The 26,163-nt window shown below is 48.8% G+C and carries 14 protein-coding genes; all 14 read left to right on the top strand.

Annotated elements, in window-relative coordinates:
- Positions 1 to 33: 33 nt before the first annotated feature.
- On the top strand, positions 34 to 2,739 hold the full coding sequence (locus N2K84_RS03680; protein WP_282590424.1) for an alpha-d-galacturonidase: 2,706 nt from the start codon (positions 34 to 36) through the stop codon (positions 2,737 to 2,739).
- Positions 2,740 to 2,766: 27 nt separating this feature from the next.
- A complete protein-coding gene (locus N2K84_RS03675) occupies positions 2,767 to 2,976 on the top strand; it encodes a hypothetical protein (protein WP_282590423.1) in 210 nt (69 codons plus the stop codon).
- Between the two features lie 81 nt (positions 2,977 to 3,057).
- A complete protein-coding gene (locus N2K84_RS03670; protein WP_282590422.1) occupies positions 3,058 to 5,535 on the top strand; it encodes a glycoside hydrolase family 95 protein in 2,478 nt (825 codons plus the stop codon).
- Positions 5,536 to 5,609: 74 nt separating this feature from the next.
- Positions 5,610 to 9,104 (top strand): malectin domain-containing carbohydrate-binding protein, encoded by a 3,495-nt coding sequence (locus N2K84_RS03665; protein WP_282590421.1) that lies wholly within the window; start codon positions 5,610 to 5,612, stop codon positions 9,102 to 9,104.
- A 39-nt stretch (positions 9,105 to 9,143) separates the two neighbouring features.
- Positions 9,144 to 11,423: a glycoside hydrolase family 31 protein gene (locus N2K84_RS03660; RefSeq protein ID WP_282590420.1), complete on the top strand. Its 2,280-nt coding sequence runs from the start codon at positions 9,144 to 9,146 to the stop codon at positions 11,421 to 11,423.
- A gap of 165 nt (positions 11,424 to 11,588) precedes the next feature.
- Entirely contained in the window at positions 11,589 to 12,653 is a 1,065-nt protein-coding gene (locus N2K84_RS03655; RefSeq protein ID WP_282590419.1) for a uroporphyrinogen decarboxylase/cobalamine-independent methonine synthase family protein, read from the top strand.
- Positions 12,654 to 12,738: 85 nt separating this feature from the next.
- Positions 12,739 to 13,800, top strand: a complete 1,062-nt coding sequence (locus N2K84_RS03650; RefSeq protein ID WP_282590418.1) for a Gfo/Idh/MocA family protein — start codon at positions 12,739 to 12,741, stop codon at positions 13,798 to 13,800.
- Positions 13,801 to 13,842: 42 nt separating this feature from the next.
- Positions 13,843 to 15,426: a sodium:solute symporter gene (locus N2K84_RS03645; protein ID WP_282590417.1), complete on the top strand. Its 1,584-nt coding sequence runs from the start codon at positions 13,843 to 13,845 to the stop codon at positions 15,424 to 15,426.
- A gap of 290 nt (positions 15,427 to 15,716) precedes the next feature.
- The gene (locus N2K84_RS03640; protein WP_282590416.1) at positions 15,717 to 16,313 is read left to right on the top strand and encodes an RNA polymerase sigma-70 factor; all 597 of its coding nucleotides are present in this window, start codon (positions 15,717 to 15,719) and stop codon (positions 16,311 to 16,313) included.
- Positions 16,314 to 16,377: 64 nt separating this feature from the next.
- Complete coding sequence (locus N2K84_RS03635; protein ID WP_282590415.1) at positions 16,378 to 17,382, top strand: FecR domain-containing protein; 1,005 nt, start codon at positions 16,378 to 16,380, stop codon at positions 17,380 to 17,382.
- 194 nt (positions 17,383 to 17,576) lie between these two features.
- Positions 17,577 to 21,113 (top strand): TonB-dependent receptor, encoded by a 3,537-nt coding sequence (locus N2K84_RS03630; RefSeq protein WP_282590414.1) that lies wholly within the window; start codon positions 17,577 to 17,579, stop codon positions 21,111 to 21,113.
- A gap of 19 nt (positions 21,114 to 21,132) precedes the next feature.
- Positions 21,133 to 23,163 carry a RagB/SusD family nutrient uptake outer membrane protein gene (locus tag N2K84_RS03625; RefSeq protein WP_282590413.1) on the top strand — a complete coding sequence of 677 codons (2,031 nt, stop codon included), beginning with the start codon at positions 21,133 to 21,135 and terminating at the stop codon, positions 23,161 to 23,163.
- Between the two features lie 83 nt (positions 23,164 to 23,246).
- Positions 23,247 to 24,977 (top strand): pectate lyase, encoded by a 1,731-nt coding sequence (locus N2K84_RS03620; protein WP_282590412.1) that lies wholly within the window; start codon positions 23,247 to 23,249, stop codon positions 24,975 to 24,977.
- A 266-nt stretch (positions 24,978 to 25,243) separates the two neighbouring features.
- The gene (locus N2K84_RS03615) at positions 25,244 to 26,152 is read left to right on the top strand and encodes a sugar phosphate isomerase/epimerase family protein (protein WP_282590411.1); all 909 of its coding nucleotides are present in this window, start codon (positions 25,244 to 25,246) and stop codon (positions 26,150 to 26,152) included.
- Positions 26,153 to 26,163: the final 11 nt, after the last annotated feature.

The following is a 26,163-nucleotide window of genomic DNA, read 5'->3' as shown; positions in this document are numbered from 1 at the left end:
CGATACTTTATTAACCGATAGAACACAAATCAAATGAATTATCAACGAATTAAAAACGCCATTCTTTCACTGATTGTCTTGGTTGTCTTTTACGGATGCTCCGGAAAGGGAACCATCGTCATTGTGTCGGAGCAAAGCAGCCCGCGCGAAAAATTTGCCGTTGAGCGCTTATCTTCCCAACTGACGGATGCCGGATACATGGTTGAAATTGCCGCTGAAATCCCGGAAACAAAGAACCTAACCATTGAGATTCAACAGATTGAATCGGCAAATGATACTGTTTCCTTGTCAAATGAAGGCTATTCCATCGAAACAACAGGAAATACCATCCATCTGCATGCAACCGGAACGTCGGGTATTTTGTATGGCTGTTTGTATTTGGCAGATCAGGCAAAACAAAATGGCAAGCTGCCCAAAACCATCAACCTCACCGACCAGCCGGAAATGGTGATGCGCGGGACTTGTGTGGGTTTGCAGAAAACCGAATACCTGCCCGGACGCCATGTGTACGAATACCCGTACACCCCCGAAAGTTTTCCGTGGTTTTACGACAAAGAATTGTGGATTAAGTATCTCGATATGCTGGTGGAGAACCGCTACAATGCGCTTTACTTATGGAACGGTCATCCGTTTGCATCGTTGGTGAAGTTGGATGATTATCCGTATGCCGTTGAGGTGGACGACGAAACCTTCGAAAAGAACAAGGAGATGTTTGCTTTTCTGACCGAAGAGGCCGACAAACGCGGCATCTGGGTGATCCAAATGTTTTACAATATTCTCGTGTCAAAACCTTTTGCCGAGCACCACGGGCTGAAAACCCAGGACCGCAGCCGGCCAATCATTCCGGTGATTGCCGACTATACGCGTAAAAGCATTGCTGCTTTCATCGAAAATTACCCGAACGTGGGATTGCTGGTTACGCTGGGCGAGGCCATGAATACCATTGACGACGACGTGGAATGGTTCACCGAAACCATCATCCCCGGCGTTCAGGACGGACTGAAAACCCTGGGCATCGAACACGAACCGCCGATTGTGCTGCGCGGCCACGATACCGATGCCGGCCGGGTGATGGACGCTGCCTTGCCGATCTACAAAAATCTGTACACCATGTTCAAGTACAACGGCGAGTCGCTTACCACCTACGAACCCCGCGATTCGTGGGAAACCAACCATACGGTACTCAGCAACCTGGGATCGGTGCACATCTCCAATGTACATATTTTGGCCAACCTGGAGCCATTCCGTTACGGTTCGCCCGATTTCATTCAGAAAAGCGTTCAGGCGATGCACGACATTCAGGGAGCGAACGGCTTGCACCTTTATCCTCAGGCTTCCTATTGGGATTGGCCCTACGCGGCTGACAAAACCGATGAGCGCTTGCTGGAAATGGACCGCGACCGCATTTGGTACGATGCCTGGGCCCGCTATGCCTGGAACTCGAAACGCGACCGCAACGATGAAATCAAGTACTGGACGGGGGAGTTGGGCGACTTCTACGGTTGCGGCCAGGAAGGAGCAAACATTCTGAATGCCTATGAGGAAACCGGCGAAATTGCCCCGAAATTGCTGCGTACCTTCGGCATCTCCGACGGCAACCGGCAAACCATGTTGCTGGGTATGTTCATGGGGCAGCTGGTGAATCCGCATAAATATCATGTGTATGCCAACTTCTGGACTTCGAGCGGTCCGGTAAAAGAAGTGCTGCTGGACTATGCCGCCAAAGAATTTAACGGCGAGGCACACGTAGGCGAAACACCTCCGCAAATCATTGATGAAGTGGTGCGGCACGGCGCGCTGGCTGTGGAGGCTATCGAAAAGGCTGCTCCCAAAGTGACTAAAAACAAAGAAGAGTTTGAGCGCTTAAATAACGATGTGTACTGCTACAATGCCTTTGCCAATCATTTTGCCGAGAAGGTGAAGGCAGCCATGCTCGTTCTTAATTACAAATATTCGGATGACGTGGCCGATCTGGAAGCAGCCGTGCCGCATCTCGAAAAGAGCATGGAATACTTCAGCGAGCTGGTTGACCTCACCAAGGATACTTACCTGTACGCAAACAGCATGCAAACGGCCCAGCGCCGCATCCCCATTTCCGGGGCCGACGGCAACAATAAAACCTGGGAGGAGCTTCAGCCACATTACCAGGCCGAACTGGATAACTTCAAACGAAACCTGGATATGCTGAAAACAAAAGGAAGCGCAGCCGGAATGCAACAGCGTACGATTTTTGAACCGGCACAGGTGACCATCCTCAATCCGGGAGCAAAACGGTACGCCTTGAAACCGGGCCAACAGGTTTACAACGACAACAAAGCAGTTATCGAAGCCGTGGCCGAAGAGTTGCAAAAGCTTTCCGGCGTTCAGTTTTCCGACAAACAGCAGCAGGAAGCAGGCACCGTGCTCAAATTCAAATCTGATAAGCCAGTGAAAGTGCTGGTGGGCTATTTCAACACAAACAGTTATAGCGTGCTGAATCCGCCAACGCTCGAAACCAATGCCAATGCCAACGACCGCGGTCAGGCCGATATCAAAATAGCCAATGCCATGCATATCCCCGGACTGTACCCGGTAAATGTGTACAACTACCATTACGAGGCCGGCGAACATGAGCTGGTACTGGGACAGGGCAGGGCTTTGATCCTGGGCTTCATCGACGGGGCAGAGGAAATCCCCATTCACGATGCCGGCATGACCAAAGATGAGCATGGCCCGGCTGTGGACTGGCTGTTTTATTAAATGAATTGAGCCGGATGCCACTTCGTGATGGATAACCTACCGATGCAACGGCCTAAGGAATACATCATGACCCTTAAGGAACGCGTGAAACATGTTAAGGAACAGGTGATCGGCCTTAAGGAACGCGTGAAACATGTTAAGGAACAGGTGATCGGCCTTAAGGAATGCATAAAACAGGTTAAGGAACAGGATTTCAATCTTAAGGAACGCATGATGCACGTTAAGGAGCAGCGTTGAATCATTAAGGAACACATGGTGAGAATTAAGGAACCCATGATTTGCGTTTAGGAAGGAATGGGACCCGTAAAAAAGATAGATATGATCGTAAAGAAAAAAGAGATGGTTCGGAAAATATGGTTATTACCGCTGGTTTTGCTGACAATCAGTCTGTCGGCACAAACGACGACAAAACTAAAACTTTGGTATCAACAGCCTGCTGCCAATTGGAACGAGGCGCTTCCCATCGGGAACGGTCGCCTGGGGGCCATGATTTACGGCGCCACCGGCATTGACCAGATCCAATTAAATGAAGAAACCGTTTGGTCGGGTGGGCCAAACAGCAATGTAAACCCCGAAAAGGCAGCCTTGCTTCCAAAGTTGGTTGACTTGTTTTTTGAAGGGAAGTACCAGGAAACCGATGATTTGGCCAATGCCGAAAAGCTTTCGCTAAACAGCGGCATGATGTACCAACCGGTCGGCAATCTGTGGCTGACTTTCCCCGGGCACGAGCAGGTGATAAATTATTACCGCGAGCTCGACATCGCCAATGCCTCGTCGAAAGTGACTTACGAGCTGAACGGCGTAACCTACACCCGCGAGTACATGGCTTCGCTCGACAACGGAGCCATCATGGTTCGGCTGACTGCCGGGCAGGGTGGAAAAATCAACTGTACCCTGGGCCTGAACTGTGATTTGCGCAGTCGCATCATGCTTGAAAAAGACTCGACTATTCATCTCTCGGGCATTACCGACGACCACGAAGGCGTACTGGGCCAGGTTCGCTTCGAAGCGCTGGTGAAGCCTGTTTTACAGGGCGGCGAATTGGCGCTAAACGAAAAAGGATTGGAGATTAAAGATGCCGACCAGGCCACAATTTACATTTCTATCGCTTCAAACTTTAAGAATTATAATGACATCAGCGGAGACGGTTTGGCAACGGCTTCTTCCATGTTGAAAACCGCGTTGAACGATGATTTTGACGCGGCCAAAGCCAAACACGAAGCGATTTACCACCGCTATTTCAACCGGGTATCCATCGATTTGGGTGAAACCGCCGCCGCAGCTTTGCCAACCAACGAGCGCGTTGAGCAATTTAAAGAGGGCGACGACCCCCAACTGGTCAGTCTGTATTTTCAGTTTGGCCGTTACCTGATGATTTCGGCCTCGCAGCCGGGCACGCAGCCCATGACCCTGCAAGGCATCTGGAACGACCGTGTCACTCCGCCCTGGGACAGCAAATACACCACCAACATCAACGCTGAAATGAACTACTGGCCGGCAGAGCTGACCAACCTGTCGGAACTGCACGAACCTTTCCTGACGATGGTGAAGGAGCTTTCGCAAAGTGGACAGGAAACTGCCCGCAAGCTTTACAACGCTCGTGGTTGGGTGCTTCACCACAATACCGACATCTGGCGCGTAACAGGTCCCATCGATTGGGCGCGCTCGGGCTTGTGGCCCACTGGTGGCGCCTGGGTGTGCCAGCATGTGTGGGAGCATTACCTGTACACCGGTAATCAAGATTTTTTACAGGAAGCTTACCCGGCCATGAAAGGGGCGGCGGAGTTTCTGCTCGATATTTTGATTGAAGAACCAACGCACGGATGGCTGGTGATCGGTCCTTCGGTATCGCCCGAGAATGCTTACCTGCCCAAAATCAACGTGGGCGTGGGCAACACGATGGACAACCAGCTGGTGTTCGACCTGTTCTCGAATGTGATTCGGGCCTCGGAAATGTTGGAGGTCGATCAGGCTTTTGCGGACTCGCTGGCTGCGGCCAAAGATCGTCTGCCGCCCATGCAGATCGGGCAGCACAGCCAGCTGCAGGAATGGATCAAAGACTGGGACCGCGTGGACGACAAACATCGCCATGTTTCGCATTTGTACGCGATGCACCCAAGCAATCAAATTTCGCCTTTCCTTACCCCGAAACTCTTCGAGGCCGCTCGTAATTCGCTTGTTTACCGGGGCGATGAGTCAACCGGCTGGTCGATGGGCTGGAAGGTGAACCTCTGGGCCCGTATCCTGGATGGTAATCATGCGCTGAAAATGATTGGCGATCAGCTGTCGCCATCGCTACGCAACAACCGGGGGAAGGAATCGGGCGGTACCTATCCGAACCTGTTCGATGCCCATCCGCCTTTTCAAATTGATGGCAACTTTGGCTGTGCAGCCGGCATCGCCGAAATGCTGATGCAAAGTTACGATGGCAACATCTTCCTGCTTCCTGCTTTGCCCGATCGCTGGCAGAAAGGAGAAATCAAAGGGCTGAAAGCACGTGGCGGCTTTGAGGTGGACTTAAGCTGGGAGAACGGCAAAATAAAAACATTCACTATTCACTCGTCGTTGGGCGGAAACTGCCGCATCCGGGTGAAACAACCGGTTCAGTCGGCTGACGGCGCTGCCTTGGTGGCTGCAAAAGGAAGTAATCCCAACCCGTTTTATCAGCTCAATGAAATCAAGGACCCGCTGATTTCATCCAAGGCAAAACTAAAGGGCGTGAAAACACCGAAAACCTTCCTCTACGACTTTCAAACCGAAGCCGGGACGAGCTACACTTTTGAACTGAAAAAATAATGATACCAGAGAAAGGCAGAATGATGATGCAGAACTTGGGCCGGTGCAGCCGGAAATGTTTACACCTGTTTTTAATGATTTTTTTGGCGGGGAGCCTGTTCTCCTGTTCCCAAACGGAGCAACCGAACATTCGCCGCCAGCAATTGCTGAATGCGGATTGGCTCACGGTTGCCGATGATTCGTCTTCGGCAGCATTTGCCGGATTTCAACAGCCGGATTTTGCCACCGACGGCTGGCTAAAAGTGGATGTCCCCCACAACTGGGACGATTACGGGGGCTACCGTCGTCTTCGCCACGGAAACCGTCACGGTAATGCCTGGTACCGCAAAACCTTCAGCGTGGACCAGGCGCAGCCAGGCAAACGGTACTTTCTTTGGTTCGAAGGCGTTGGCTCGTATGCAACGGTTTGGTTGAACGGCGATTCGATTGGCTATCATGCCGGAGGCCGTACCTCGTTTACCCTGGATGTGACCGATTTTATTCAGCCTGAAAGTGAAAACGTGTTGGCCGTTCGTGCCGATCACCCGGCTGACATTCGGGATTTGCCCTGGGTGTGCGGCGGTTGCAGCCCGGAGTGGGGCTTTTCGGAAGGAAGCCAACCCATGGGGATTTTTCGCCCTGTACATCTGATCGTCACTGACCCGGTGCGCATCGAGCCGTTTGGCGTACACATCTGGAATGATGAAAACATTTCGGAAGAAGAAGCGACACTCCACCTCACCACGGAGGTGAAAAACTATCAGCAAAATGAAGTTTCCATCCGGGTGGTGAATAGTTTGAAAGACGATAAAGGCAAGGTCTTTAGTCGTGTTGAAGAAGAAATTCGTCTGGCGGCCGGACAGATGGACACGGTTCGGCAATCATTCAACACGCTGAAAAATCCGCGTTTGTGGGCGCTCGAAGATCCGTATTTATACACCGTCCACACCGAGCTGTATGAAAATGGCCGGTTGGTGGATGAGCTGAAAACTCCGTACGGCATTCGCTGGATTAAATGGGACATCTTTGGAGATAACCCCACCAATCGTTTCTACCTGAACGGGAAGCCGGTTTTTATCAACGGAACGGCCGAGTACGAGCATCTCATCGGGCAGAGCCATGCTTTTTCGGATGAACAGGTGCAGGCCCGCGTGGACCAGGTGCTGGCTGCTGGCTACAATTCGTTTCGCGATGCCCACCAGCCGCACAACCTGCGCTATCAAGCCGAATGGGATCGCCACGGTATTTTGTGGTGGCCGCAAATGGCCGCCCACATCTGGTTCGACAATCCGGACTTCCGCCGAAACTTTAAACAGTTGATGACCGACTGGATCCGGGAACGACGTAACAGTCCTTCCATTATTCTGTGGGGGCTCGAGAACGAAAGCACCCTGCCCACCGATTTTGCTGAAGAATGTTCCGACCTCATCCGGCAGCTCGACCCAACGGCATCCAGTCAGCGTTTGATCACAACTTGCAATGGGGGCACCGGCACCGACTGGAATGTCATTCAGAATTGGTCGGGCACCTATGGCGGCAACCCCGATTTGTATGCCGAAGAAATATCCAGGCAGTTGCTCAACGGGGAATATGGCGCCTGGCGAAGCGCCGACTTGCACACCGAGGGCGAATTCGACCAGAACGGCATTTACAGCGAAGACCGTTTCAACCTGCTGATGGAATCTAAAATTCGTTTGGCCGAATCGGTTAGCGATCAATGTTGCGGACAGTACCACTGGCTGCTCACCTCGCACGAAAACCCCGGACGAACGCAGGGCGGGGAAGGCATGCGCGAGCTGGATCGCCTGGGACCGGTCAATTATAAAGGCATTATCACCATCTGGGGCGAACCGTTGGATTCCTGGTATATGTACCGGGCCAATTATGCGCCCAAAAAAACCGAACCAATGGTTTACATCGTGTCGCACAGCTGGCCCGATCGTTGGCTCGAACCCGGCGTGAAAAGCGGTATCCGGGTCTTTTCCAATTGCGATGAAGTGGAACTGTTCAATGGGTTGAAATCGCGTTCATTCGGACGAAAGTCAAATCCCGGCAAGGGAAATCATTTTGTTTGGAATGAAGTGGATGTTCAAACGAATGTTTTGTATGCCGAAGGATATGTAAACGGTAAAAAGGTGGCCGAAGATTACATCGTATTGCACCATTTGCCGGTAGCCGAGGGCATTGAAGCGCTGGCAGGAAAGGCGGAACCGTTGACCTCCGGTACTGACCGGAATTACCTGTACCGGGTAAATTGCGGCGGTCCAGACTATGTTGATGCAGACGGCCATACCTGGATGGCCGATGTACGGAAATCGGATGAAAAATCGTGGGGCTCTGGCTCGTGGACGGACGATTACGATGGGCTTCCGGCCTTTTACGGCAGCCAGCGGCAGTCGTACGATCCGGTGCAGGGCACGCTCGACTGGCCGCTTTTACAGAGCTACCGCTACGGACGACATAAACTTTCGTACGAGTTTCCGGTGCCCGATGGCGAGTACCAGGTCGAATTGTTCTTTACGGAACCCTGGTATGGTAAAGGCGGCGGACTGGATTGCCGCGGATGGCGCTTGTTCGATGTGGCGGTAAACGATGAAGTGATGCTTAAAAAGCTGGACATCTGGAGCGAGGCGGGGGTTAACCGGATGCTGAAAAAAACGCTTCAAGCAACGGCTACCGGGGGGAAGCTTAAAATCTCTTTCCCGAAAGTGGATGCCGGGCAGGCTGTAATTTCCGCTATTGCTGTTTCCACTGCCGATAAAAAGATATCACCCGCCACGGCTTCGGAAAGGTTGTTGTCGGGAAACGTGCCGGGCGTGTTTGCTGCCAAAACATGGCTCAACACTGGTGATAAATGCTTTGCGGATGCTGACCTGCGTTTTGCCGTCCTTCCTTCCGAGTTGTACGGCGCGGAGTGGTTGCAACCGGCAATCAAAGATGGTTTCTTATCAGACCAGTTAAAATCGCTAAAAATCAATGCCGATGCAGACCTGTATTTCGCGCTGAAGGATTCTGTAGAAGCGCCTGCTGGGTTTAAAAACCATCCTGAAATTGTAAAAACAAACCAAAACGGAGGGACTACCTGGCACATGTACCGCAAGCGGTTTGTTACTGGTGAAAAAGTCCAATTCCCGAATGAAGGTGAATTTAGGCTGATGATGTTGGCGGCTGTTCCGGTGACCAAGCTGGACGATGCCATCGACCTGCGCGAAACGGTGACGTACCGGGTGGAGGATGCCACGCTGGCAGGCAAGAGCCGGAAAACCGAATTGGCCGGAAAGGAAGGCATACTTCTTCCCGGAAAAAATGATGCCGTGAGCTGGCAATTTTCCGTTGGCCTGGCTTCAAAATACGGGCTGGAAATCCGCTATTTGAACCCGACAGAAAAATCGCTGATGGTGGAAATGAGTATTTTGAGCCGCGACGGAAGGGTGATGTGGCAGGGGCCGCTGGAATTTTTGCCATCGGGCGAAAAGCTGAAAAGCCTGCGCACCGACACACATACTACCATCAACGCCGGAACCTATACCATCCGGTTTAAATTAATGGAAGGCGGGCCAATCGGTTTCAACTTCCTGAAAATACAGTAGTCTGGCTTTCAATTATTAAAATGATTATTCACTCAGAATATGAAACAAACGAATTATCAACTCTACGACTTTCTGGACTTTGACCCCAACCGTTTGGGCGAAGAAAGCTTGTGGAAAACCTGCATGCCCGTTGATGCCCGGGTTGACGGGACGGATGTGGTTTTTGAAATTCCATTTCAAAAGCAACTGCCCGGAAACGACGTGAATCCTGACCTGACCGTTGACCGCAAAAACTTTGAGTTGCGGTTGAGGGCCTATGGCGAAAAAATACTGCGCTTGTCGGTGGCTTTTGATGGTCAGTCCATGCCCGGTTCGGAAATGCTGGCGATTGACCCGGAACTGAAAATTGTAGCTTTGTCAGTTGAAAAGCACGCAGACAAATGGCTGGTTAAGGATTCCAACGGAACGATACGGGCCCGACACAACCGGCAACCGATCGCTATTGATCACTGGAGCGATTTGCTACCGCCTCCGCGCGAATCGCTGGAAATGACTTTCCTGCCCGATGGGAAAAAGGAAGTTGAACTGAGCGCCTACGACCAGTTTTTCCCGGCCCGCCACGATGCTTTTGCGCTGGCTTGTGTGGAGCGGGAAGGACAGTGGCGTCGCACTACCATGTCGTTTCATGCCGAAGCGGATGAAAAATTTGTCGGTACCGGCGAACGCTTCACGAAAATGGATTTGTCGGGGCACACGTTTCAACTGAAAAACCAGGACGGGCAAGGAGTGAACAACCGCCGTACCTACAAAAATATTCCGTTTTACCTGTCGAGCCGAATGTATGGCCTGTTTATGTACACCACGGCACCCAGCAAGTTTTCGCTGGCCGACCATTCCACCCGCTCGGTGCAGTTGCTTACCGAAGAACCGGCAATGGATGTGTTCCTGATCGGCGGAGATACTCCTGAAGAAATTCTGTACGAATACCGGCGCCTTACCGGTTTTCCCACCATGTTGCCACTTTGGAGTTTCGGCACCTGGATGAGCCGCATGACCTATTTTTCGGCGGATGAAGTGGAGCAAATCTGCGCCCGGCTGCGACAGGAAGATTTTCCCTGCGACGTGATCCACCTCGATACCGGCTGGTTCCGCACCGATTGGCTGTGCGAGTGGAAGTTCAACCCCGAGCGATTCCCCGAACCGGAAAAGTTCATCCGCAAACTTCGGGATGATGGTTTTAAGGTGAGCTTATGGCAAATGCCGTACATTGCTGCCAAAGCCGAGCAGCACGACGAGGCGTTGGAAAACAAATACATGTGCATCCTGAAAAAGACGGAAAAGCAGGGCGGTTCCAATTTCAGCGCGCTGGATTATGCCGGAACCATCGATTTTACTTACCCAAAAGCGGTGGAATGGTACAAGGAACTTCTTCGCAACCTGTTAAACATGGGCGTGGTTTGCATAAAAACCGACTTTGGGGAAGACATTCACCTGGATGCGGAATATCATGCCATGAAGCCCGAACTGCTGAATAACTTGTATGCGTTGCTATACCAAAAAGCGGCATTCGAAGTCACGAAAGAAATTACCGGCGATGGCATTGTTTGGGCCCGCGCCGGATGGTCGGGTTGCCAGCGTTACCCGCTGCATTGGGGAGGTGATTCGGCCTGCTCCTGGGATGGCCTGGCCGGTTCGCTGAAAGGTGGCCTGCACATCGGTTTGTCGGGCTTTGGGTTTTGGAGCCACGATGTACCCGGATTTCACGGGGTGCCCGATTTTATGAACTCGGTCATTCCCGATGATCTGTATGTTCGCTGGACCCAGTTTGGCGTATTCTCTTCGCACCTCCGTTATCATGGCACCTCAAAACGCGAACCGTACGAATATCCCGCTATTGCCGGAATCGTGCGCAAGTGGTTGAAGCTGCGTTATGCACTGATCCCCTATTTGCTCGAACAAAGCGAAAAGACAACCCAAACAGGTTTCCCGGTATTGCGGGCCTTGATTTTTCATCACCCCGATGATAAGATGTGCTGGCACATCGACGACCAGTATTATTTCGGCGACGATTTCCTGGTAGTCCCGGTGATGAACAGCAAAAACACGCGTGATATTTACTTGCCCGAAGGAACCTGGGTGAACCTGTTCAGTGGAAAAATAACGGAAGGAAACTGCTGGCTGAACGATTTTGAGTGCCCGCTGGATGAAATGCCGGTTTGGGTGAAATTGGGCGTACAAATCCCGGTTTACCCGCACCCTGTTAGCAATACGGATGAGATAGATTTGGCAAAAACTGTTTCTTTGAAATTTGATGAAAACTATCGTGGAATAGCAGACAGCATTTTGACGGAATTATGGAATGGGAAGATCAACCAATAATGAAGGAGAACCATTGGTTAGAAAACATTAATTGTCAATTAAATAATCAATATTGAATGATCGATTTCCAATGCCGAAGAAACTGGCACTCTTTAATTTTGAAACTTGAAACTTGGAACTTGGAATCTGGAACCTGGATTTTAAAACCCGAAACTTGAAACGAAAATGAAAACCTGGAAAACCAACTGGGAAGAATCCCAAAGAAGATATATCGATTGGTGGAACGGAAAAGGCATTGTGCTGAGCATGTGGGAACATCTGCAAAAAGATGGCGCCCCGCATGAAGTAGTGCCTCCGCCCGCACTGGCCCGCGATTTGCATCAATTGTGGTTCGACCCGAAATGGCGGGCCGAAAACCTGCATTATCAGTTGTCGCGCAGTTCGTTTAAGGCCGACATTTTGCCGGTGGCCAATACGCATCTGGGGCCGGGATCACTGGCTGCCATGATGGGTGCGGTGCTCGATGGCGGCGAGGATACTATCTGGATCAAACATGTCGAAGGCAAAGAGCTGAACCTCACGTTTAATGAAAATGACCCATACTGGAAATTGCACGAAGATTTGCTGAAAGCCTGCAAAGCAAACTCGGCCAACCGCTACTATGTGGGTTGCCCCGATTTGGTGGAAGGACTGGATGTGCTGGCCAGCATTCGAGGAACCAGCGAAGTGATGATGGACATGATCATGGACCCCGACGGGCTGGAGCAGCAGTTACAGCAAGTAAACGATGTCTATTTCGAGGTGTTCGACCGCATCTACAACATCATCCGCGAGGGCGATGAAATGGCATTTTGCTACTTCTCGATTTGGGGGCCTGGCAAGGTTTCCAAGCTTCAATGTGACCTGTCCATCATGATTTCCGAAGAAGATTTCCGGCGCTTTGTGCAGCCCTATATTTGGGAGCAATGCCGGAAAATTGACTACACGCTTTATCACCTGGACGGAGTGGATGCTCAGCGCCACCTGGATGCTTTGCTCGAAATTGACGAACTCAACGCCATCCAGTGGACACCCGGGGTGGGGCAGCCGCAGGGCGGCGATCCCAGCTGGTACAACCTTTACAAACGCATCCTGGCCGGAGGCAAATCGGTGATGGCCAACTGGGTAACCCTGGACGAACTGGAACCGCTGCTGGATAATGTGGGCAACCAGGGGCTGCACATCAATGTCGATTTCAAATCGGAAAAGGATATTGATACGGCGTTGAAAATTGTGGAGAAATACCGGTAAGAACTGGCTTCTGGCTACCGGTTACTGGTCATTGGATAACTGGACAATTTGAAACTCGGAATTTGGAACTTGAAACTTTTTTAATATGCTTCGATTAGGAATTTTAGGATTGGGAGAAGGGCGTAGCACTATGTCGGCAGCCCTGAAGAGTGAAAAATGGGAGTTGCGTACGATTTGCGACAGGAATGAGGATCTTTGCAAACAACGGGCAAAAGAGTTCGATTTCCAACTTTATACAACTGAATATCAGGACATGATAGATGATCCGGAGATTGATGTCATTGGCATTTATACGCCCGACCACCTTCATGCTACCCACATTAAAATGGCCTTGCAGCATGGCAAACATGTGGTTTGCACCAAGCCGTTGCTCGATTCGCTGGATGAGGCTGCCGAATTGCTGGCGGTTTCGGAACAAACGGGCAAAAAGGTATTTGTAGGACAAAGCTCCCGTTTTTTTGAACCCATGAAACGTCAGCGGGCCGATTTTGAAAAAGGAGAGATTGGTGCCTTGGTTACGGTTGAAGCCCAGTATAATGCTGACCACCGTTGGTTTTTGGGCAAACGCTGGTCGTTGCAGGAAAGTTTTATGTGGTTATTTGGCGGATTGAGTCATCCGGTTGACCTGGTGCGCTGGTACCTGCCCGACCTGGATGAAGTAATGGGCTACGGCATGTTGAGCCCCAACGGGGCAGGTGGCGGGTTGAAAAATGAAGATACCATGCACGTTATCTTTAAGGCTGCCGACGGGCGCATTGCCCGCGTGAGCGGAACGTATTCGTGTCCCATCCAGCCCACCAGCCGCGAAAGCGAGATGACCTGTATTCTCCGCGGTACAGAAGGGTGCAGCCAGGCCGACTACATGGACCTTCGCTATGCCATCACCGATAAAACCGGTGAGGAAAAACTAATCACTTTCGAAGATAAGCTGAAATATTATTTCCGTTTCGAAGGGAAATCGCACCACGCCGGCGAGTACCAGAATTACCTCGAATATTTTGCCGATTGTTTGGAAAGCGGCCAAACGGCATATCCCGACCTGAAAGAAGGCATCGGCACCATTGCAGTGCTGAAGGCCATGCAACTTTCATTGAAAACCGGCTTACCGGTAAAAATCAAAGATTTACTGAAAGACATTTCGTTTTAAAACTCAAACTATAAACCTGACTAATCATTCTAAACAAACAACATGGAGAGCATCAATAGTTTTTTACAACCCATCGATTTTATTGTCGTTGTCATTTATCTGGTGGTACTCATTGGCATTGGCTACTGGGTCAGCTTTATTAAAAAACGCGAGGAAGGCGAAAACCTGTTTTTGGCCGGTCACTCACTGGGCTGGTCAAGCATCGGGCTAACCATGTGGGGAACCAACGTGGGGCCCTCCATGCTGATTGCCTCTGCCAGTATTGGATACACGACCGGTGTGGTGGCCGGAAACTTCGGCTGGTATGCTTTTGTGTTTATCTTTTTGCTGGCCATGGTGTTTGCCCCGCGTTACCTGGGGGCGCATGTTCAAACGTTGCCCGAGTTTATGGGCAAACGCTTTGGGCAATCCACCCGCAATATCCTGGCCTGGTACACGCTGATCACCATTCTGATTTCGTGGCTGGCTTTAACCTTGTTTGCCGGCGGCATCCTGGTGGGGCAGATTCTTAATTTGCCGCTGTGGATATCAGTCATCATTCTGGTGATGATTGCTGCTTTCTTTACCATTGCCGGCGGGTTGAAAGCCATTGCCTACACCAATGTGTTCCAGATGGGATTGTTGATTGCTGTTTCATTGATACTCACGGTTGTTGGAGTTGTAAAAGCCGGAGGGCCTATGGCCATTTTCGAAAATACCCCTTCGCATTACTGGAACTTATTGCTCCCGGCTGATGATCCGAACTATCCGTGGCTGGCCATCATCCTGGGCTACCCGGTAATGGGGGTCTGGTTTTGGTGTACCGACCAGTCGATGGTTCAATCGGTGCTGGGAGCCAAAAACCTGAAGCAAGGTCAGCTGGGCGCTAACTTTACCGGTTGGCTCAAAATTTTGGATGTGGCCTTGTTCATCATTCCCGGGATCACCTGCTTTGTGTTGTTCCCGAACCTTTCAAATCCCGACGAAGCTTACATGACCATGGTAACGCGTTTGCTTCCTTCCGGAATGATCGGGATGGTGATGGCCGTGCTGATTGCCGCGCTGGTGAGCACCATCGACTCGGCGCTCAACTCGCTGAGCACTGTTTTTACCATGGACATTTATGTGAAAAAGCATAAACCCGATGCTACCCAAAAACAAATCATTACGATTGGCCGGATTGTCACCGTGTTGGGCGCTGCTATTTCCATTGTGCTCACCCTGGCTATCGACAGCATCAAAGGGTTGAACCTATTCGATATCTTTCAGGCAATATTGGGTTTCATAGCTCCGCCTATGGCTGTGGTGTTCCTGTTCGGCGTTTTGTGGAAACGCACCACTACCCGGGCGGTCAATTTCACCTTATCGGTTGGAACAATCATCAGTATTGGCACCGGGATTTTCTATCTCTGGATATTCCCGAAAGAGCAATATACCTTCTGGCCCCATTTTCTGCTTCTTTCTTTTTTCATCTTTGTTTTTCTGGCTGTGCTTACTTTTCTGATCTCACTTTCTGAAAAAGAGGTCGAAGCCCGGCCCCATTTCGACTATGGCGACCTTGGCCGACCCGACCGAAAAGTTTTGTGGCTGTGGGCTGCCCTGATTGTGGTTATGATCGGACTGTATGTTCTTTTCAACGGGCATTAAAATCTCATAGTCTGTTACCATCTTGATTTACCGGATGAGAAATGTGTTTTAGAAGCATACTTCCGACTTCCGAAAATTGTAAAGCAATTGTGTTAAAAACGATTACATGATCAACGAAAACAGATTGTGTTAAAAGTTTTGTGCCTAGTTTGATATGTGAATGTAAACGATTACATTTGGACGGTGTAAATCTTGGCAATGCTAATTTTAATAGATGTCTTTCATGGTTGACCGTATCAAGGAAGACTTGGTACAAGAGAGTTTTCAGTTTAAAGTGTTAAAATAGGAACATGCTCGGAAACAGCAAGCACATAGCAATCGGTTTAAAGAGGCGCGACCTGGAGGCGTACCGGGAATTATTTTTCCAATACCATGGACGGTTGACGCTATTTGCCTGCAAATTTACCGGCGACATGGAAACAGCACAGGACATTGTGCAGGATGCTTTCATGAATCTATGGGAAAAATCCGAAACCTTAACTATTGAAGCTTCTCCTAAAGCTTATCTTTTTCAGGCAGTGCGCAATCGATCGCTCAACCACTTCCGCCACATGAATATTAGGCAATCGGTACACGACCGGCTTGTTGGACAAATTGATGCCCAAGAGAGGAAAGTTTATACCGATTTTAATAATCCGTTCCATAGTCTGCTGGAATTGGAATTGGATAAAAAAATCAGGGAAGTAGTAAGTGCATTGCCAGAGAAATGTCGCGAAGTGTTCGTGCTTAGCCGTCAAAAAGATCTTCGCAACCGGGAAATTGCTGAGCACATGGGGATTTCAGTGAAGATGGTAGAAAAGTATATTGCTAAAGCCATGCGGGTACTTCGTTCCGAACTGACCGAGTATATGAGTGTGCTGATTTTGTTTCTTTTCAAAAATTTCTAAAAAAAATAATTCTGGTGGTAGGGTAAGGTGCAAGTGAAGTGTCTTCGCAATGGAAAGCAAAAGTATGGAAGCGACAAAATCAATAAAATTAAAAATCATAGCCTATCTGGACGGGGAGTTGGATGAGCACGGCATGCAAGAGCTGGCAGACTGGATGGGCAGGTCGGAAGCCAATGCCCGTTACTTTGCCGAGGTAAAGGATTTATGGGAAGTGGCTCTGCGCGATGCTTCGCAACAGGCTGAAACAGAAAAAGAATGGGCAAAATTTATTGCCAATACCCAACAAACAGAAAAAGAGACAAAAAGGATAACAGGTGTAAACTGGAACCGAGTTGCTCAATTGGCCGCCGTTTTGGTCATCGGCATTTTTATCGGAGGGATTTTATTTTATCAGGCAACCGATCAAACTCCGGCTTACATTACAGCTTCAGCTCCTCATGGATCGATTTCAAAAATAATTCTTCCCGATCAAACCGAAGTGTTTCTGAATGCTGGTTCAGAAATGAAATATGCCTTTGATCAACAGGCTAATCAGCGTGAGGTAATTCTTGATGGCGAAGCTTGGTTCCGGGTTGCCCGGAACGAGAAGAAGCCGTTTACCGTCCATACTGGCACTTATGATGTTCGGGTGCTGGGCACCGAATTTAATGTAAAAGCGTATAGTTCCGAAAATACTGTTGCCACCACCCTGGAAAAAGGAGCGGTCCGGATTGTTTCAACCGGGAATCTTCGCCTGAGCAGTGAAATACTGCTGAACCCGGGCGAACAACTGGTGTACAACCTGGAGCAGAAATCAGTGAATGTAAAAAAAGTGGACACCAAACTTTACACCTCCTGGAAAGAAAACCGGCTGGAGTTCATCCGCATGGGCTTGGGCGACCTGATCGTGTTGCTTGAACGCCGGTATGGGGTTGACATCCTGGTGGAGGATAAAGATATTTTGAAGTACCACTATTCCGGTACCATCAAAAATGAAACGATTCTGGAAATCCTGGAAATTATTCAGCATACTTTACCAATCAGGTATGAAATAACAGACCAAACTATCAAAATCTTTAAAAAGCTATGAAAGTCATAAAAAAAGAGTGAAACGTACAGACAGAACAAAAAAGCCGGCAAATGCTGTAACATTTAACCGGCTGAAAGAATTTAATGAAACGGTGCTGTAACACCATTTATAAACTAAAATCATACGAATTTATGAAAAAATGTGAAAGTGCGGCCTTCCCTCCGCAAGGGATGCTGCGTAAATTATTATTCAAAATGAAACTGACAATTGTGATCCTGTTTTTAGGACTGATGCAGGTTTCCGCATCGGTTTACTCGCAGGCAACTAAGTTTTCCTTCGATCTGAATAATCGGCAGATTATTGATGTGCTGAAGGAAATTGAAGAATCAAGCGAATTCCGGTTCTTTTTTCAGGATGAGCAGGTGGATGTAAGCCGCCGTGTAAGTGTGAATGTGGAAAACGGAACCATCGATGAACTTCTTCAGGAAATGTTTGCCAAGCAAAACATTTCGTACAAAATTTTCAACGATAAAATGATTTTGCTGACGGCTGACCAAGCCAAAGAAGCGACCCGTATCCAGCAACAACGGATTACTGTAACCGGTAAGGTAACTGACGAAGCCGGCCAGTCCATGCCTGGTGTTACCGTGGTGATTGACGGTACCCAAACCGGCACCATCACTGATGTGAACGGGAATTACACCCTCACCAATGTGGACAGCAACGCGATCCTGAGTTTCTCGTTTGTGGGCATGAAATCGCAGCAAGTACCCGTTGCCGGTAAAACCAACATTTCGGTCACCCTCGAATCGGCATTCGAAGAAGTGGACGAAGTGGTGATTGTTGGTTATGGTACCCAAAAAATGAAAAACGTGACCGGCGCTGTTTCAACCGTAAATCCGCAGGAAATTACAGATCTTCCGGTGGGTAACCTGGGAGCTGCCCTTCAGGGGACAGTGACCGGCCTTAACGTAAGTGGTGGTCAAACCCGTCCGGGGGTAGCAGCGACCTTAACTATCCGTAGCCCGTTTACTCTTTCAAAAGATGGCGGTACAACCAGCCCGATTTACGTGATCGATGATTTCGTGGCCGACGAAACTGCATTTAACAACCTGGACCCGAACGAAATTGAAAGTATTTCGGTTCTGAAGGATGCTGCAGCGGCTATTTACGGTGCCCGTTCATCGCAAGGTGCTGTACTGGTGAAAACCAAAAGAGGTAAAGAAGGCGCGCCAAGAATTTCGGTGAGCAGCCAATTTACCTTCAACGACGAAACTTCGCGTGCAAAAATGTTGAGCGCTTACGATTACGGTGTTTTCTACAACCGCTACATGGGCCCCAGCGGAAAAAACAAAACATCCAATCCAACATACGACTTTTTCCAGGCTGATGAGTTGGAGACCATGAGAGACTTGAATTATGACTGGCTGGAAGATGCATGGACTTCAAGCGGAAGTATGAAGCATAACGTAAACCTGAGCGGAGGTTCGAAAAATGCAACTTATTTTGCCGGTATTTCTTACTTCACCCAGGATGGTAACCTGAGCTCACTGGACTATGAACGCTGGAACTACCGTGCTGGCGCCGACATTAAGGTGTCTTCGAACCTGAAGGTGGCTTTGCAGGTTTCGGGTGATTATGGTGAAAAAAAGCAAACCTTCAACAAAATTGGTGGTGAGGTTGACGAAAATGACTACAGCACACTGTTGACAACTCCCTATTACGTTCCTGCTTATGTTAACGTTTATGATGAAAATGGAATGCCTACGGGGGAGCAATTGCCGACCATGCGTTATGGCCCGTTAAACAACAGAACGGACAATGATATTATCCGTTACAACTTCTTTGAGATTGAGCGCCTGGGCGACACCAAGCACAACAAACCAACCAATATGCGGTTGAATACAACGGTTGAATACGATTTTGGTTGGAGCAAAGCGCTGAAAGGCTTGAAGCTGAAAATGGCCTATTCAAAAGGGATTAGCACCAATCTATACAATCAGAACGGTTCTCAATATACGGCTTACTATTTTACCGAACGTTCAGGTTCCGGTCGTCACTTGTATGAAGGCGACATTGCCGGTTCGGCCAAAACTTACACGGTTAAAAACGGTAATCGCTTGTTGCGCGACGGTGTTCGTTCCGACAGTTACCAGTTGAACCTGTACGCGATTTATGAACGCTCTTTCGGCAAGCACAATATCAGCGCCCTGTATTCCTGGGAAAAATCGGAAGCCGAAACCGAAACTGTTCGCTACTACAAAGATGATGTGTTATCATTTACAAACGGACAATCCAATACAGCAACCGGGTCTCCCGATGGACAAACCACCCGTACTGAATCCGGTTTGATGTCATATATCGGTCGTTTTAACTACTCATATGCCGATAAGTATTTGTTCGAGTTCCTGATCCGCTCGGATGCTTCTACCAAATTTGCGCCGGTAAACTACTGGGGAACATTCCCGTCATTCTCTGCTGGCTGGGTAATTTCCGAAGAAAATTTCTTTGAAGGGGTTAGCTGGATTGACTTCCTGAAAATTCGTGGTTCTATTGGGTTCCTGGGTAAAGATAATACCAAGGCTTGGTTATGGAGACAGCGTTATACTTACCAAAATAATAAAGGCGCTGTATTTGGAACCAGTACTTCTTCCAACATCGGCTGGGGCCTCAAAATGGAAGCTGCTCCCAACTACAATGCCACTTGGGACAAAAGTACCAAATATAACCTGGGTATCGACAGTAAGTACCTGGATAACAAATTGTCGTTCAGTATCGACGGTTACTTTGACCGCAACACGGAAATGCTGACACAACGTGATGCATTGGTTCCGGTAACTGTTGGTGGTAACCTGGCTGCCGAAAACTATGACGCCATTGATGCTTACGGGATTGAAATTTCTGTAGGTTGGAAAGATAAAATCGGCTCGGATGCCAGCTATTTTGTGAAACTGAATACCGGTTGGAGTGATACCCGCTACCGGAAAAAAGACTGGCCAGCCATCATTGGTTATAATGATCAATATCCTGACGGGCCGGTTGACCGGGGTAAATGGGGATACGACTGTCTGGGCATGTTCCGCACACAGGCCGACATCGACGCGTATGTCGCTGACTACAATATTACAAGTGTATTTAACAACAATGTGGATAACTTGAAACCGGGTATGTTGTATTACCGCGATGTTCGGGGAGAACAGAACGAAGACGGTTCTTATGCCGGACCTGACGGAATCATTGATGATAAAGATATGATTCAGCTGTCGAAAAAATCGGGTAATCCATACGGATTTTCGCTGAACTTTGGCGGTAACTGGAAAGGCCTGAGCCTGACTGCACAAATTGCAGCTTCATGGGGCGGATTCTCCGAATTACCAGGAACAGCCAAATATGTAAATGAAAAACGTGCTGACTATACCAACGTTCCTGTGTTCTGGAACGACATGTTCTCCCTGCCGGTTTTGGATGCCGATGGTGCTGAGATTCCCGGAACCGGAAACGTGGACGGTAAATATCCGAACATGTACCAAAGCACATTCAACAGCGTAACTTCCAACTTCTGGCAAATCGATTCGTTCAATATGCATCTGAGAAATGTAACGTTGGGCTACAACTTACCAAAAAGCTTGTTGAACAAACTGAACATCGATGGCTGCCGTTTTAGCCTGACCGGTATGAACCTGATCAGCTTCCATAACCCATACCCGGAGAAATTTATGGACACCTTCAGCAACTACGGTGCTTATCCAACGCTGCGTTCGGTAACTTTGGGTGTAAACCTTTCATTTTAACCAATAACAGAATATTGCTATGATACTTAAAAATATTTTTAAGAAAAGTTTATGGGGAATGATGTTGTTGCCCCTGATTACAGGCTGCGACGATGAGTTCCTGGTAGAAAAGAAGGACTTTAGCGGGTTCAACGAAGAAATCTACAACGATGTACAGACAGCACAGGCCAAAGTCGATTACATCTACTACTTGTCATTGCCTGGCGGTACAACCGGTGGTTCAGATGATTTCAGCAAATCGACGGAAGAATTTGTCGGTTCATCGAAGTTTACACAGCTTTCGGAAGTTACCAAAAGCAATGTTAATGACTATTTCTTTTCGAAAAGTACCTCTGGACCGTACGCTTTTATCCGCGAATGCAATATGTTCCTGGATAATATTGATAATGGGACGTTAACAGAAGATGAAAAAACTCCACTGAAAGCACAAGTCTATTTCTGGAGGGCTTGGCACTATTCCAAGCTGGTAAATACCTATGGTGGTGTTCCTATCGTGCTGACAGCACAGAATGCTATTCTTGGTGAAGGAGATATTACTCAATCTGATCTGGCTGTTCCGCGGAGTTCAACCGCAAAATGTATTGAGCAAATCATAAAAGATCTTGATCTTGCTATTGCTGGTTTGCCAGGTTCATGGAACGATGCCAACTGGGGACGTATTACTTCGGGGGCTGCTGCTGCCCTGAAAGGTCGCGTGCTGTTAACTTATGCCAGTCCATTGTTCAATCGGAATGATGATGGCGCACGCTGGCAAGCTGCTTACGATGCCAACCTGGCTGCCAAACAGTTGCTCGAAGCCAATGGCTTTGGATTGGCTGACGGCACCGGTAACCGTGCTGAAAAGTGGGAGAAGATTTTTGTGACTCCCAAAACAAGCGAAGCAGTTATTACGGTATTGCACAATACCGTTACGACCGATTCGTATAAAAAGAATAATGGATGGGAACAAAGTGCCCGCCCGAAAGAAGCCCAAGGTAACGGTGGTTACGGAGCTACAGCCGAAATGGTTGACTTGTTCCCGATGAAAGACGGAAAACGTCCGGGTGAAAGTACGGACTTTACTTACGATCCATTGAAGTTCTACAAAGATCGCGATCCGCGTTTCTATCGTACCTTTGCCTTCAATGGTGTTGTTTGGCCTTACAAACAAGACGCTGCCTACACGGTATGGAGCTATCAATGGTTTAAAGATGATGCGTCGTTTATTTCCGGGAAAGAGGGACAAGGGTTTGCTGAATATGCCGGTCGTGTGAATACAGGCGTGTATGTTCGTAAGCGTACAAACCCGGCTGCTGAATTTAGTGCTACTGATAAATTTTCACGTTCTGCAACTCCTTATATCGAAATGCGTTTTGCAGAAGTGGTGCTTAACCTGGCCGAAGCTGCGGTAGGGATTGGCAATTTGAATGAAGGTTATGAGGGGTTGAAAGCTATCCGCAACCGCGTGGGTATTCCTGCCGGCGCCGACGGCAACTACGGTATTCCTGCCGGTTTGGACCGCGATGGTTTGTTCCGTGAAATCTTGTATGAACGTCAGATTGAATTTGCTTACGAAGGCAGACGCTTTGAGGACATGAGACGATGGATGCTTTGGAACGATGATGCTACCATCAATAACAATACCTGCGCTCGTTTAGGTGTTGAACCTTTCAACGGAAAACGTCACCACGGTATCATCCTTGGAGTTAAACCTGAAATTTATACAGCCAGTAAATCGGGTTTAAGTTACGATGTGTTTAACCCGTTAAGCCCAATTTACAATGAAACCTTAGTAACCCGTGCCGGAATTGCTGTTAACCCGAATGCCGCTGATGCAGACTTTGAAGCTCAAATTGCATTACTTGACAACTTCTACGGTACCAACCTGGCCCGTATTGAGAACGACCAGTTGGATCCATTAAGTCCGCGCTTCGAGGTTACTTACCTTAGCAAGTACTACTTCCTTGGTTTGAAAGAAAATGTGATGAAACAATCACCTTACTTGCTTCAGACTATTGGATGGGATGATTACTACGGTAATCCGGGTACTTTTGATCCGTTAGCTGAATAATTTCAGAATAAAGAATCATGGGTGATAGCAGGAATTTCCTGCTATCGCTTTTTAATGAATCACCCATTAACAATTATTAAGATATGAAGTTTAGAGAGATTACAGGGATTTGTGTTTTGTTGATGCTTGGTGCAATCACATCAGTTCAGGCACAATACCCAACCATTTCAGACGAAGACAAAAAAGCTTCGCAGGAGCTGATTGACGAAACCTACCGGTTATCGGATGTTGCCTGGGAAAAAGCACTTCCTATTGTTGAAAAAGAAGCGGCTGAAGGTCGCCCGTACATCCCTTGGGCTGGTCGTCCAAGTGATTTGCCACAGTCCGATATACCTAGTTTCCCGGGTGCTGAAGGTGGCGGTATGTACACGTTTGGTGGCCGTGGCGGACAAGTAATTACAGTGACCAGCCTGGCCGATAGCGGTCCTGGCACGCTGCGCGAAGCTTGCGAAACCGGTGGCGCCCGTATCGTGGTGTTCAATGTTTCGGGTATCATCAAACTCGAACGTCCAATCATTGTTCGTGCTCCTTACATCACCATTGCCGGACAAACCGCCCCGGGCGACGGTGTTTGTCTGGCAGGCGAAAGTTTCTGGATCAACACGCACGATGTCATTATCCGGCACATGCGCTTCCGCCGTGGCGAAACCTGGGTGGGCCGTCGCGACGATGCGATTGGCGGAAATCCCGTGGGCAATATCATGATCGACCACGTTTCGGCAAGCTGGGGCCTGGACGAAAACATGTCGATTTACCGCCACATGTGGAATGAAGGAACCGGGAAAGCCGACCTCAAATTGCCAACGGTGAATATTACCATCCAGAATTCTATCTTCTCCGAAGCCCTGGATACTTGGAACCACTCGTTTGGCAGTACCCTTGGCGGCGAAAACTGCTCGTTCATCCGTAACCTGTGGGCCAACAACACGGGCCGTAACCCGTCGATTGGCTGGAACGGTACCTTCAACTTTGTGAACAACGTTGTTTTTAACTGGATGCACCGTTCGGTGGATGGTGGCGACTACACAGCCAAATACAACATCATCAATAACTACTTCAAGCCTGGTCCGGTTACTCCGGTTGACCGTCCGGTAGGATACCGTATCCTGAAACCCGAATCGGGACGCAGTACCCTGAAAGAAAGGGTTTACGGAAAAGCTTACGTACACGGAAACATTGTTGAAGGAAACGAAAAAGTGACCAACGACAACTGGGCAGGCGGTATCCAGCTCGAAGACCAACAGGACCCGGATAATCGCTATGCCGAAACTTTGCTGGCCGACAGCCTGGGCGCCTATAAAGAAATGGTTTACTGGCACCGTCCGTTCGATATGCCCTACCTGACCATCATGCCAACAACCGATGCTTTCGGTTACGTGTTGGATAATGCCGGCGCCACCTTGCCGCGCCGCGACCCGGTTGACCAGCGTATTTCACGCGTTGTAAAAACGGGCGTGATTGAATATGAGAAAAAAGTTAGCACGAAGGATGTGCCTAAGTTCAAACATCGTCGTTTGCCCGAAGATTCTTACAAAATGGGAATTATCACGGATGTTTCGCAAGTGGGCGGTTACCCTGAATACAAAGGAACTCCATATGTGGACACCGACAAAGATGGTATGCCGGATGCCTGGGAAAAGCAATACGGACTGAATCCGAACGATCCTTCGGATGCCAATGGCGACCTGAACGGTGACGGATATACCAACATTGAAAAGTATATCAATGGCATCGATCCAAGAACGCGTGTCAACTGGCAAGACCTGAGAAACAACTACGACACGCTGAAAGACAAAAAAGACGGTCTGTTGTAGAATTAGGTTGATCGCTTGAAAATAGGGGAACTAAAAAGCTTTTATAACTGTCATCCTGAACTTGTTTCAGGACATGTGTCGGGTTGACGGATCAGATGGAAGATCCTGAAATAAATTATAAGAATGACCCTTTCTGTAAAAGTTTTTAGCCCCCTTATTTCCGGTACAACTATCGGAAAATAGTCGTACGTAAAAAATGTCAGGCAGATAACCGTTTGTGATGCTGTCTGAAAAGCCAAAAAAAACAGAATCTGATTTCAGAAATCATGACCATATCCAATAGAAACAAGTTATACCTGAGGTTGTTATTTGTGCTTGGCCTTGTTTTAATCCTGGTTCCAAATCAGTTAGCGGCCACTCAGATAAAAAAGAAAAAGGCTCAGCCATATAAAATTGGCGTGGTGGATCTGATGATCCTGAAACGCCAAAAAATCAGCGCTTTCCCGCTTGCCAAAGAGCTGGGCGCCGATGGGGTAGAAGTGGATATGGGCGGACTGGGTAACCGTCCGACTTTTGCCAACAAACTGATTGATCCGGTGGTACGCAAAGCGTATCTGGATACAGCTAGCACTTTGGGGCTCGAGATCAGCTCGCTGGCCATGACCGGTTTTTACTCGCAGTCGTTCCCTACCCGCGAAGGGGTTGACCTTACCGTCCAGGACTGCATCAATACAATGGTGCTGATGGGCGTGAAAGTGGGCTTTTTGCCCATGGGAGTGGAAGGTGATTTGCAAAAATATCCCGAACGGCGCGAAGCCATCGTGGCGCGGCTGAAGGTGGTGGCTGAAAAAGCCGAAGCTGCCGGTGTGGTTATCGCCATTGAAACCGACCTGGATGCATCGGGAGAAGTAGAACTGCTCAACGAGATTGGTTCACCTGCCATTCAGATCAGCTTCAACTTTTCGAATCCACTGTCAGCCGGGCGCGACCTTTACCGTGAGCTCGAAATTTTGGGAAAGGATCGGATTGCCCAGATCCATTGCACCAACAAAGACGGTGTTTGGCTGCAAAACGATCCTCAGATCGATATGAAGAAAGTAAAAAAAGTGCTTGACAAAATGGGCTGGAGTGGATGGTTGCTGGTTGAGCGTTCGCGCGATGCCAATCATCCGCACGATGTACGCGGAAATTTCGGGGCCAACGTAGCCTATCTAAAATCAATTTTTCAGAAATAAAAAATACAAAG

The organism is Gaoshiqia sediminis, assembly GCF_025907915.1.
Lineage (GTDB): Bacteria > Bacteroidota > Bacteroidia > Bacteroidales > Prolixibacteraceae > Gaoshiqia > Gaoshiqia sediminis.
Note: the sequence above shows the minus strand (reverse complement) of the source record. Positions and strands in the feature narration are given on the sequence as shown.

What these genes read in the sequence shown, in the direction of transcription:
- N2K84_RS03680 (WP_282590424.1), top strand. Translation starts at nt 34, where the DNA reads ATGAATTATCAACGAATTAAAAACGCCATTCTTTCACTGATTGTCTTG.
- N2K84_RS03675 (WP_282590423.1), top strand. Translation starts at nt 2,767, where the DNA reads ATGGATAACCTACCGATGCAACGGCCTAAGGAATACATCATGACCCTT.
- N2K84_RS03670 (WP_282590422.1), top strand. Translation starts at nt 3,058, where the DNA reads ATGATCGTAAAGAAAAAAGAGATGGTTCGGAAAATATGGTTATTACCG.
- N2K84_RS03665 (WP_282590421.1), top strand. Translation starts at nt 5,610, where the DNA reads ATGATTTTTTTGGCGGGGAGCCTGTTCTCCTGTTCCCAAACGGAGCAA.
- N2K84_RS03660 (WP_282590420.1), top strand. Translation starts at nt 9,144, where the DNA reads ATGAAACAAACGAATTATCAACTCTACGACTTTCTGGACTTTGACCCC.
- N2K84_RS03655 (WP_282590419.1), top strand. Translation starts at nt 11,589, where the DNA reads ATGAAAACCTGGAAAACCAACTGGGAAGAATCCCAAAGAAGATATATC.
- N2K84_RS03650 (WP_282590418.1), top strand. Translation starts at nt 12,739, where the DNA reads ATGCTTCGATTAGGAATTTTAGGATTGGGAGAAGGGCGTAGCACTATG.
- N2K84_RS03645 (WP_282590417.1), top strand. Translation starts at nt 13,843, where the DNA reads ATGGAGAGCATCAATAGTTTTTTACAACCCATCGATTTTATTGTCGTT.
- N2K84_RS03640 (WP_282590416.1), top strand. Translation starts at nt 15,717, where the DNA reads ATGCTCGGAAACAGCAAGCACATAGCAATCGGTTTAAAGAGGCGCGAC.
- N2K84_RS03635 (WP_282590415.1), top strand. Translation starts at nt 16,378, where the DNA reads ATGGAAGCGACAAAATCAATAAAATTAAAAATCATAGCCTATCTGGAC.
- N2K84_RS03630 (WP_282590414.1), top strand. Translation starts at nt 17,577, where the DNA reads ATGAAACTGACAATTGTGATCCTGTTTTTAGGACTGATGCAGGTTTCC.
- N2K84_RS03625 (WP_282590413.1), top strand. Translation starts at nt 21,133, where the DNA reads ATGATACTTAAAAATATTTTTAAGAAAAGTTTATGGGGAATGATGTTG.
- N2K84_RS03620 (WP_282590412.1), top strand. Translation starts at nt 23,247, where the DNA reads ATGAAGTTTAGAGAGATTACAGGGATTTGTGTTTTGTTGATGCTTGGT.
- N2K84_RS03615 (WP_282590411.1), top strand. Translation starts at nt 25,244, where the DNA reads ATGACCATATCCAATAGAAACAAGTTATACCTGAGGTTGTTATTTGTG.